This is a genomic window from Trichocoleus sp. ST-U1 (assembly GCF_039961835.1).
Classification (GTDB): Bacteria; Cyanobacteriota; Cyanobacteriia; order Cyanobacteriales; family FACHB-T130; genus FACHB-T130.
In genome coordinates, this window is sequence record NZ_JAMPJZ010000070.1 from 20,655 (window position 1) to 30,880 (window position 10,226).

General features: G+C 48.7%; 8 protein-coding genes. 4 read left to right on the top strand and 4 right to left on the bottom strand.

Annotation, left to right across the window (positions count from 1 at the left end; all coding sequences use genetic code 11):
* Positions 1-59 precede the first annotated feature (59 nt).
* From NDA06_RS20505 to cysH, 3 genes are all read right to left on the bottom strand, one after another.
* A complete protein-coding gene (locus NDA06_RS20505; RefSeq protein WP_242030577.1) occupies positions 60-533 on the bottom strand; it encodes a hypothetical protein in 474 nt (157 codons plus the stop codon).
* Between the two features lie 193 nt (positions 534-726).
* Positions 727-2,079 (bottom strand): exonuclease subunit SbcD, encoded by a 1,353-nt coding sequence (sbcD, locus tag NDA06_RS20510; protein WP_190984847.1) that lies wholly within the window; start codon positions 2,077-2,079, stop codon positions 727-729.
* A gap of 91 nt (positions 2,080-2,170) precedes the next feature.
* Positions 2,171-2,902, bottom strand: coding sequence for a phosphoadenosine phosphosulfate reductase (gene cysH / locus NDA06_RS20515; protein WP_190414784.1), 732 nt, complete (start codon positions 2,900-2,902; stop codon positions 2,171-2,173).
* A 373-nt stretch (positions 2,903-3,275) separates the two neighbouring features.
* Between cysH and NDA06_RS20520 the strand changes: the two genes are divergently transcribed.
* The 3 genes from NDA06_RS20520 (at position 3,276) to NDA06_RS20530 (ending at position 7,138) form a co-directional block, all read left to right on the top strand.
* Complete coding sequence (locus tag NDA06_RS20520; protein ID WP_190414783.1) at positions 3,276-3,560, top strand: glutaredoxin family protein; 285 nt, start codon at positions 3,276-3,278, stop codon at positions 3,558-3,560.
* 97 nt (positions 3,561-3,657) lie between these two features.
* Positions 3,658-5,157: a UDP-N-acetylmuramoyl-L-alanyl-D-glutamate--2,6-diaminopimelate ligase gene (locus NDA06_RS20525; RefSeq protein WP_190984846.1), complete on the top strand. Its 1,500-nt coding sequence runs from the start codon at positions 3,658-3,660 to the stop codon at positions 5,155-5,157.
* A 328-nt stretch (positions 5,158-5,485) separates the two neighbouring features.
* Positions 5,486-7,138, top strand: a complete 1,653-nt coding sequence (locus NDA06_RS20530) for a DICT sensory domain-containing protein (protein ID WP_190668017.1) — start codon at positions 5,486-5,488, stop codon at positions 7,136-7,138.
* Positions 7,139-7,297: 159 nt separating this feature from the next.
* Here NDA06_RS20530 and NDA06_RS20535 read toward each other — a convergent pair whose 3' ends face one another.
* Positions 7,298-9,565 carry a caspase family protein gene (locus NDA06_RS20535; protein ID WP_242047359.1) on the bottom strand — a complete coding sequence of 756 codons (2,268 nt, stop codon included), beginning with the start codon at positions 9,563-9,565 and terminating at the stop codon, positions 7,298-7,300.
* Positions 9,566-9,697: 132 nt separating this feature from the next.
* Here NDA06_RS20535 and NDA06_RS20540 point away from each other — a divergent pair, with 132 nt between their 5' ends.
* Complete coding sequence (locus NDA06_RS20540; protein WP_190414780.1) at positions 9,698-9,937, top strand: hypothetical protein; 240 nt, start codon at positions 9,698-9,700, stop codon at positions 9,935-9,937.
* Positions 9,938-10,226 lie beyond the last annotated feature (289 nt).

A 10,226-nucleotide genomic window follows, 5' to 3' on the forward strand; every position in this document is an offset into this window, starting at 1 on the left:
CCCATCCTATCAGTTTTAATTCGTTAAATGATTGGGTCTATAGGGATATGCGATCGCTTTTAATAAACAGCAACCCGACCGTCATCTCTTAAATAAATTGTGCGATCGCCTGGAGGACGGCCACCAGGACGGACTTCGATTCGTAAAGTTCTAGGATTCGGTTTAGCAAGTCTCACTCCTAGGGGTAAACCCGTCGCATCCCACAGCAAAAGTGATAGATTCGGGTCTGTACCCCCTCCCCTCGTGAAAGACACGACTTGTCCGGGATTGAGGGGAATCGGATCGGTACCTACCACCTTTTGCATCTGAACCAAACTCGATGTCAGGTTTACCACCTCATAGGTGATGCGTTGTCCCGGTACGAACTGAATCGGGGCTGGGGGGCACTTTGCCGCACAAGTTCCCGCCAAAGCTGGTTGGATGTGTGCCGCTGCACCAACGCTAAAAGCAGCTACGACTAAAACTGCTGGTAAAAATTTAGACATTAAAGACTGCGTTGTGACTTGCTGAGAAGTCTGTTCCCGAAAGCTCATTTACTCAAATTCTGTAATCTATTTATCTAAATTTTAAACTTTTTCAGAGTCTTTTGCTTTTTGCTGATACGCTCAAACCTGCTTTTTAGTTTATGTAATTATACGTATACTAAACAATACTTAGTATGAAAAATACGCACATACTAAGTAATACTGAATCCTTGCAGATTTAGCACAAATTCAAGCAAGACTTTTACAGTAAACGCAGTTGGGAATCTGTCGTTGCCACAGATTGCTGACTGGATTGATTTGTTCCTGCCTCTAATGCTTCCTCTATGTCAGCGGCGTTGAACCACGCCTCTTCCTCATGTGCTAGTAACTTCTGGGCTTCTTCCAGCATCAAGGCGGCAATATCCTTAAGGTCTTCCCGATTGGCTAAGTAGGTTTTCAGCGCTTCCACAGGATCGGTGCTGGCACTAGAACCGAGTTCGGGCAAGCGAGGACGCGCTAGCTGACTGACTAATTCCGCCTGAATCGTGTAGGTGTGGGCGTCACTTAAGCTGGCGTGCAGGGCGTTATTATCAATCAAATCTATCTGCTCGGAACGCAGTTTGTAGATTAGCCGCACGACAGCATCTTTGATATCTTTTTTGCCTATCGCTTTGATTAAAGCGGCTTGCGGCTCAGCTGCATCAGAGACATCCACTTCGATAGTCCGGAAGGGGCGCACAGGGAGGGGACAAAATTCCCACTGGGTATTGCCCCGTTCCAACTGAATCATCACATAGCCTTTGTCTTCTTTTTCTTCGCTGAAATCGACTCGCTCAATACTGCCTGGGTAGATCACTGGAGGCTGGTTCGACTTGTTGAGGTTCTGATGTCGGTGGACGTGCCCCAACGCGACGTAGTCAAAGCAAGGTCGCGTCAGCATCGAGATGGGGATGGTAAACCCTTTGCCGACTGCTAGGAAGCGCTCTGCACCTAAGTTAGCTCGGTCTGCCATCAGGTGAGCTAAAAGAACGGTTGGTACTTCCGGATCTAGACGCCGGATTTCTCCTTCCAGGCAAGGCTCAAGACGCTTAATTAATAACTCGTTGACTTCGGCTAGAGACAAATCTTCAGTTTCCGGGCGCGTCAGCAGGGCGGAACGGGTGAGCCAAGGGAGGGTAATGATTTGGACGGGACCGCTGCGGGTTTCGATGCGGTGGGTGACGATGCGATCGCCGACAATAAACCCTGGCACTCCTAATGTCCGATAAATACATAAACTTGCGCCTCCCTGCCCCTGAGAATGCTGGTCGTGATTCCCCACGAGCAACACCGTTGGGATCTGAGCATCGACTAAGCGGCGAAACTGACTGGCAAACGCTTCCTGTACATATGGCGGCGGCGTTGCATCGGGAAAAGCATCTCCACCGAACAAGACTAAATCGACGGGTTCGGCATTCTCTCCATCTGAGCTTTGCCCAATCGCTCGGTCAATACACTTCGATAAAGTATTGACAAAATCCTCAAGGCGTGTGTTTACTCCGGTTTCCGGATTGACCCGTCCGTGGGAGAAGCCACTCCCCATGTGAATATCGGATAGGTGGAGGATTTTAATCATTTTGCTAATTGGTAATTGGTGATTGGTCATGGGTAATGGGTAATCTTCTTGCCATTACCCATTACCCATTACCTATTACCCATTAGACATTCTAAATGTGAATTCCACATTCGGTTTTACCCATGCCGCGCCAGCGACCTGCGCGTTCGTCTTCACCCTCAGCAACGGGTGTCGTGATGGGTTCGTCGCCGATGCTGGCATATCCCTGATCGTGCAGAGGATTGTAAATCATGCCATGCTCAGCCACATAAGCCCAGCTGTCCTTGCGTGTCCAGTTGGCGAGAGGATTCACTTTCAGCCGTTGCTGTGAATCTAGTTCCAAGACTGGCATATCAGCACGAGTCACGGCTTGGTCGCGGCGGCGTCCGGTAATCCAGGCAACGGTGCTGAGTTCTGCTAGACCCCGTTGCAATGGTTCAATTTTGGTCAGGTGGTGAAATTGAGTGATGTCCTTATCCCACAGCGCTTCGCCGTATTTAGCCGCAAAGGCTTCGCGGGAGTCTAGATCGGGAATTTTGTAAGTTTGGAGGTTTAAATTGTAAAGTGCCTGCGCTTTAGCAACTAACTCCAGGGTTTGAGGAAAGTGATACAGCGTGTCCAGAAACAAGACTGGTACTGGCGTTGCTGGTTTGAGATCGCGGTATAAAAGATCCGTAATTACCAAATCATCCACATTAAAGGCGCTGGTTTGCACCAGTCCCGTGGGGATATTTGTAACACACCAAGCCAGGATCTCTCTGGGATGAGCTTTGTCAAATTTTTGGTTAAGCTCATCCAGATTAAACGAGGAGATGCTAACGGGAGCTGTGGTGCTATCGCTCATGGTACGTTTCTAGTGAATTTCTGAATTCTTTATTACAAATTATTTTACCTCTTATAAGCACCTAACCCGATCGGAGAACAGGGCTATAAATGAACATCGTGTAAAGAATTGCATGGCATTCTACTGGCGCAGACATGGGCGCGGACAAGAATCACCCCGCCTACATTCCCTCGCCAACATCCTGCTATCGAGAGGAAGGATTGTAGAGGCAAAGCGTAGCCAGTCACAGAATGATTCTGCTGCTTTTTTTTGGGATGGGTGTCCGCTTTGAAGAAAAGATGAGATAACTTCTAATTGTTGAACCGGCAATTGATTTCTGCCAAACTGCACTAGGAGCTATCATCGCCCTATAAAAGTTTTTTGGAGAGATTGAGTGCGGTTAATTCTGTACAGCAAGCCGGGTTGCCACTTGTGCGAGGGGTTACAAGAAAAACTCGAACAAGTTTCAAACCCCCCCATTGAACTGGAAATCCGGGATATCACTACCCGCGAAGATTGGTTTCAAGCCTATCAATATGAAATTCCTGTCCTGTTTAGGGTTCGATCTCAGCGTACAGATCGAGTAGAAGAACCGTTACCCCGTCCTTCTCCCCGCGCTACGGTGCAACAGTTGGCGCAAATGTTACAGAAATATTTGCTTGTAAAAGATAAAGAATAAGCGCGAATAGTCTTGAGTCGAGCGTCCGCCTGCTAACGATCCGATGACTCATGACTAACGATTAATGACTCGTGACGATTGTGAGGAGTTACTAAAGATGAAATTGCGAGAGTTATTAGCAACCATTCCCCAGATTGAGCAACCCTCTAGTCAGACTGCTCTGGAATTGGAAGTTAAGGGCTTAACGACAAATTCCCATGCTTGTCAACCGGGAGATTTGTTTATCGGGATGCCCGGAACGCGAGTGGATGGAGGGGAGTTTTGGGAAGGCGCGATCGCATCCGGTGCAGTCGCCGCCCTGGTTTCTTCTCAAGCTGCCCAAAAACATCCTCCCAAAGGGGAAGATGCCTGCGTGATTCCAGTTGCAGACATGACTCAAGCTTGCGCCCAAGTTGCTGCTGCCTTTTATGGCTACCCAGCGCAACAGCTAAAACTGATTGGCGTCACTGGCACGAATGGCAAAACGACAACGACTCATTTAATCGAATTTTTCCTGACTTGGAGCCAGTTACCAACGGCTTTATTTGGGACGCTGTATGCCCGTTGGGCTGGCTTTCAACAAACCGCTGCCCACACGACGCCTTTTGCTGTCGAACTGCAAAAACAACTGGCAGACGCGATCGCAGCCGGATCTCAGATGGGTGTGATGGAAGTAAGTTCCCACGCTTTGGCGCAAGGTCGGATTTTAGGTTGTCCGTTTTCGGTTGCGGTGTTTACCAATCTCACCCAGGATCATCTAGACTTCCACCACGACATGGAAGATTACTTCAATGCAAAAGCGTTGCTGTTTAGCCCTGAATATCTCAAAGGGCGGGCGGTAATTAATTCAGATGATTCTTATGGACAGCGATTGATCGAACGGTTAAATCCAGACCAAGTATGGCGCTATAGTGTCAACGATACAACCGCCGATTTGTGGATGAGCGACCTGAGTTATGAGCCAACGGGAGTCAGCGGGGTGATGCATACCCCCAAAGGTGATGTGGCTTTCCGTTCTCCCCTGGTAGGGCAGTACAATCTGGAAAATTTACTTGCCGCTGTGGGAGCAGTGTTGCATCTGGGAGTAGATTTGGAGTTAATTGCGGCGGCGCTACCCCAATTTTCGGGAGTGCCGGGACGGATGGAACGAGTGCAAATCGGTTCCCAGCAAGAGATTAGCGTTATTGTCGATTATGCTCACACGCCGGACAGTTTGGAGAATTTGCTAAAAGCGGCGCGTCCGTTTATTCCCGGTAAGATGATCTGCGTCTTTGGTTGTGGAGGCGATCGCGATCGCACTAAACGCCCGAAAATGGGTCAAATTGCCGCGCAGTTAGCAGACAAAGCCGTTGTTACCTCCGACAATCCGCGGACGGAAGATCCAGAACGGATTTTGCAAGATATTGTCGCCGGGATACCAACCTCGGCTCAACCAGTGGTGGTGATTAGCGATCGCGCGACTGCCATTCATACCGCCATTTTAGAAGCCCAACCGGGTGATGGCGTCCTGATTGCTGGTAAAGGTCATGAAGACTACCAAATCTTAGGAACGGAAAAAATCCACTTTGACGATCGAGAACAAGCACGGGATGCCCTATTAAAGCGGATGCCTGGTTAAAGCAATTGTGGATTTTAGATTTTAGAGTGGAGCGGTTAACTTGTAACTAGGCGCAATTCAATCTAACTTGTTGTCTCTTGAAATGGAGATTGATGGCTGGGAAAGGATTAAAGAGACACTCGCTAGATGGGTAGAAATCAAGATGAAACTATCTCTGGTTTCTCCCAATCTGCGATCCGCACCGCTGCGCTAAAAGTAGCTACAAAGAAGTTTCCAGTCAAAAGTCTTCAAAATCATCCAAGTTGATTTTCACCCATTTGTTGAGACATCAGTGCATTTAACAAGTCACCTTTTCATCCAAAAGCAACCTCTAAAATCTTAAAATCTTATGGATGCATCCCTTTACCAATTGGCTCTGCGTGTAGAGTCAGCGCCTCAGCCGCTTGCCGTGAGTGCAACTACGCTCAAGTCCTTGCTGTGGGCGCTGATGGACGTACTGATTGACCAACAACTGCCAGCCAAACTCTGGGTAAAGCTACCGCCTGGAGAAGGCTGGCAGGCGCAGATAGAACAATATCAGGAGCGGGGGCAGGTTGGGCATACCATTTATGTCTGTAACGGCAAAGAGGGACGAGAGCAGGAGAGAGTAGAAGCAGGAGAGAGCCAAAGCCAGGAAGAATTTGAAAATTCCCCTTATGCACTCACCGGCTCCCCAAAAATTTCCCCCACCGCCTCGCAGATTATTCCAGTTCAACTGAAGCCGGAAAACGCAATTTCCAGAGAATATTTTTTGTTAGTGCTATCCGAACGCTTTTGCGGCTTAATTTTGGCTCATCGACCCCGCAGCGCTAAGCCATCTGCCCAGACAACTTCAAAGGATTTGGATCAAATCAAAAATATAGACTCAAAAGAGTTTCTCGCTTCTCAGTACCGGAATAAGAGCGCCCTAGGCAATCCTTACGGGGCACAGTCAGGCGTTAGCGAAAGCGTTTTGGCTTTGCAAAAGCAAATGGCTACAGCAGGCACGGAGGACAAGCGAGGACGACCGCTGCTGACAATTTGCGCTTTTGACAAGCCAGTGATTCAGGAGGTTTTGCAGGGAATCCGACCCGCGATCGCGCCCACTGAAGAGACTCTCCTCAGCAACTGGGACAAGCTATTTACCTTACCGCAATCACCCGATTTAGTACAGAATCGAGCGATCGCATCCATCCTGACTCAGTTACTGGTAAAACAAGTCCAGCAGCAAGAGGAAATCGGGCGGGGTGCTGCCGCCAATCATGCATCAACAACGGAAATCGCCGAACTCCAGCGGCAAAATCAAGCTTTGCTGGATGAAGTGCGCTTTAAAGATGAACTACTAAGCAATGCGCTGTTGGAACTGCGGACGCCGCTAACCAACATGAAAACCGCGCTGACGCTGCTAGAGTCCCCACAACTCAAACCCTCGCAGCGTCAGCGCTACCTGCATTTGCTGCATACACAGTGCGATCGCCAAGTTTCTTTGATTAGCGGTTTGATGGAGCTAGTCCAGCTAGATCGGGCAACAACACCAACGACTCTGCATCCGGTGCAGTTAGCAGACATTGTGCCTGGAGTTGTCAGCACCTATCAAGCGATCGCTCAAGAAAAAGGTATCCAGTTAGGCTACACGGTCAGTCCTAACCTTCCGGCTGTCTCCTGCTTAGAGGCATGGCTGCGACAAATTATTATCAATCTGCTACACAACAGCATTAAATTCACTCCCACTGGCGGTCAGGTGGTGGTACGCACCAAGCAACAAGGCGAATACGTACAGTTGGAATTTCGCGATACCGGCATCGGCATTGCCCCGAACGAATTGCCCAAGATTTTTGACCGCTTTTATCGCGGACGCCTAGCACCGGGGGAAGAAGTTTTCGGTGCTGGATTAGGTTTAACCATTGTGCAGCAACTTCTCCTACGTTGCGCTGGCTCTATTTCTGTCACCAGTAAACTTGGTCAGGGTTCTACTTTCAAAGTGTTGTTACCCGTTCACCATTCGACATCTGTTCAGCCGTAAGTTGGGTATCTGAATACCATTGCACGGGATATCTACCATAGATTCATCTATACCATTTCTCAGTTGGCTGGAATATATTACGCTTCTAACGGTAGGGGCTTTTTGATTGTCATGCCCCTACAGATGTATCGCACCCCATCCTGGAATGGCGATAATTGCTTATGTTTCTACCGACTCAAAGGTAATTGACATCGCCGCCAACTCTTGAGTATCGACACGATTAATTAGCCCCAGCCCCCGAACCTCTGCCTTCTCACCACCACGACTATTTCCTGCGCCTCGGTTAAAGTCTTCTAGCAAACCGTCGATTAACTTAGTTGGTTCCTCACCCAGCGTCATTGGCAACCCTGGTGCCTGTCCTCGCACCCTCGCCACTTCCTGTAATGTCTTGAGCGCTTGCTTAAGAGGAGTGCCACTGGCGATTATCAGAACCTCTACCATGCCGACGGGTTTTGCGACTTTAAATCTGAACTTATCTTTTCCCGGTTGCGGGATTTGTCGCGTTTCTCCTGCTTTCATCAGAGTTGCATTCTCTTCCACCGTCCAGGTATTCGGAAAAACGATCGTCATTTCTCCTTCAGGATCGATTACTAAAACGGATACGTGGAGATCCCGATCTTCCTGGTTCGTCACCACAAACTGAATCGGTGTCCCCAAGGGGAGTTTTGAGTTTTGAGTTGAAGAATTGCTGCTGTTTTGTGAACCGCGAATCGGGAAAGTAGTTGCAAATGTCTCGCCCTCCGCTCTTTTCATGGAAGCCACTACATTCAGCCGAGAGGAACCGGGATTGAGTATCATCTTGGCAATGTGAGCTGCTAGCAGTGACTTAAATTTCGGGGTGAGACGGGTGATAGCCGCCTCTATCGATTCACCAGATACACCAAAAGAGCCAGGAATTTGTTCTAGTGCTGGAGTGAATAAGCCGACACTGCCCATATCGGGCACAGAGGTTAAATTAGGAGTCTCTCCATTTTTCTGAAATTGACGATTCTCCTGGGTAATTCGTCCTAAGAGGTAGGCGACATATTCTTCCTGTTGTAAAGGCAAGATTTTGAGGCGCTGGATAGCCTTGAGGGCTTGTTCTGCCTTAGCTGTGTCGTTACCCAGCGATGGATCTAGACCAATCGGTAAAGTCATATCGCTGGGAATCCCGCGCATTCGCTCTTGCAGCAATGTTCCCAGTTGCGGAGGCGAGGAAACCCCACCCCTTCCTGCATTTAGGAGTTTGCCCCGCGCCGTTAATCCTTTGCGCGAGTTCGCTTCCAACTGTACCAATCCTTGCTCCTTGCCTTGAGCGTCTATCACTGTCAAAATCGCACCTCGATCGAAGGCAGGGATGCTTTGGGAATTGACACCTCCCAACCACAAGTGCACCCCATCTCCCTCAACTTTGGTGATTACCGCTTCCGCCGGGAGAGTCTGTTGGTTTAGGAAGTAAGCGGGTTCCTCTTCATTGCTTTTTTGCTTAGCTTCATATTCTGGAATTTGACCCGTAGAAGAAATCTGGTTAGTAGTACGGGCAATATTTGCGATTGCACTCGCCACGGGTTCATCCCCGGTTTGCTGCCAAAGATACTGCGTCATCACATAAGTAAATGCCCCCGCCGCAAAGCCGTTGAAGCGCTGATCCGCCGCCAGTTGCTTGCGATCGGCGGCAGCAATGACGATCCCTTTGGCAACTCCTGCCCTGCGTGCCTGAATATACTCATCCGGGGATAAATTTACCCGCGATAGCAATTGCCGCTGATATTCTTTCTCCACTGGGCTGACTTTAACTTGCACGCCACCATCCAGCGCCCTGACGTTCAAATTCCCCCGTTTTCCGCCCCCAGCATGACAACTATCCAAAACCATTGTCAGGTTTTCTGTTTTTACCGCTGACGCCAGCAAAAACAGCGTGTGTCCTGTGATATCGGATGCAATACCCCCACGGCGACGGGCAACCAAAGGTAGAGAGTTATCGGCAGGGACAATGGTACTGTTTAAACAACTTTCGCTCAGTTTTAAGACCACTTCATCGCATTCTGGGCTGTCATCTACCCGCGAACCGTGCCCGGAGAAGTGAAACACCACAACATCTCCCGGCTTCGCTTGCCCAATCAGATATTCGTCAAATGCACCCAAGATACCTTCGCGAGTGGCTTGGGCATCTGTCAGGATATGGACATCGTTATTGTTGAAGCCAAAGCGGTGAATCAGGAGATGTTGCTGCATTTCCACATCGGTAATGCAACCCGCTAAGCGATCGCTACTATTTTGATAAGCGTTAATTCCCACCAGCAGCGCCAGTTTGCGGGGTGTGCTTTGCGCGAGGACTTTGCCATAGCGATCGCCTTTTCGTATCACATCCAGATGGCTTAAACCCAAAGTTGCCAGCGTCGATCCGGCAAATTGCAAAAACTGACGGCGCTTGATGTGAGACATCATCAATGTTTCCTCAAGTGGTGCAGGATGAAAGGCTGAGATTACTGAAATCCTGTGTTCAACGAGCTATGTTGACGACGGCACAGATTAGTGACATGGTTAACTGTGTTCTATTTATATCGGAAGTCGTTAACGATGCGCTGCGCTATTTTAAGTCGTGCTGGTCAAGTTTTGGCAAACGGAAATTTTATCATTCAACAAGATGAAAATGGCGATCTGAGGTTGGATTTCCGCACAGATGGGGGCAAAATCCTCCAAGGAGGAATCATCGATCCAGATGGTGACTTGACCTCAGCCAGTAAAGTTCTCTATCGCCAGTTCTTTGAAGCTTGGGGAGTCAGCGAGATCGCACTGACCGCTATGCCTAAGTTCTAGCGTCAACTTTGGGTGGAAACTTATTTTATTTGTCAGGTTGGTAATGGTTAATAAAGAATAGGTGGAAGGATAAAAAACCGATTATCCATTACTGACCAATCATCAAAAAAATAATTAACTAGATTCAATTTCACTTATTTTTCCTAATCGTTGTAGAAAAATTTTTGTCATTAGTTAACGTCAGTTCGGGTTAAGCAGAAGCAGGCAAAGCCGCATCAATGAGCAGGGAAGGCTTCTTGGGCTGGTGACAGTAGGCAATCAAGCCGCAGACCAAGTTGACGAAGCAATT

Excerpts from the sequence above, each read along its gene's own strand:
- NDA06_RS20505 (WP_242030577.1), bottom strand. The coding sequence starts at position 533 with ATGAGCTTTCGGGAACAGACTTCTCAGCAAGTCACAACGCAGTCTTTA.
- sbcD (WP_190984847.1), bottom strand. The coding sequence starts at position 2,079 with ATGATTAAAATCCTCCACCTATCCGATATTCACATGGGGAGTGGCTTC.
- cysH (WP_190414784.1), bottom strand. The coding sequence starts at position 2,902 with ATGAGCGATAGCACCACAGCTCCCGTTAGCATCTCCTCGTTTAATCTG.
- NDA06_RS20525 (WP_190984846.1), top strand. The coding sequence starts at position 3,658 with ATGAAATTGCGAGAGTTATTAGCAACCATTCCCCAGATTGAGCAACCC.
- NDA06_RS20530 (WP_190668017.1), top strand. The coding sequence starts at position 5,486 with ATGGATGCATCCCTTTACCAATTGGCTCTGCGTGTAGAGTCAGCGCCT.
- NDA06_RS20535 (WP_242047359.1), bottom strand. The coding sequence starts at position 9,565 with ATGATGTCTCACATCAAGCGCCGTCAGTTTTTGCAATTTGCCGGATCG.
- NDA06_RS20540 (WP_190414780.1), top strand. The coding sequence starts at position 9,698 with ATGCGCTGCGCTATTTTAAGTCGTGCTGGTCAAGTTTTGGCAAACGGA.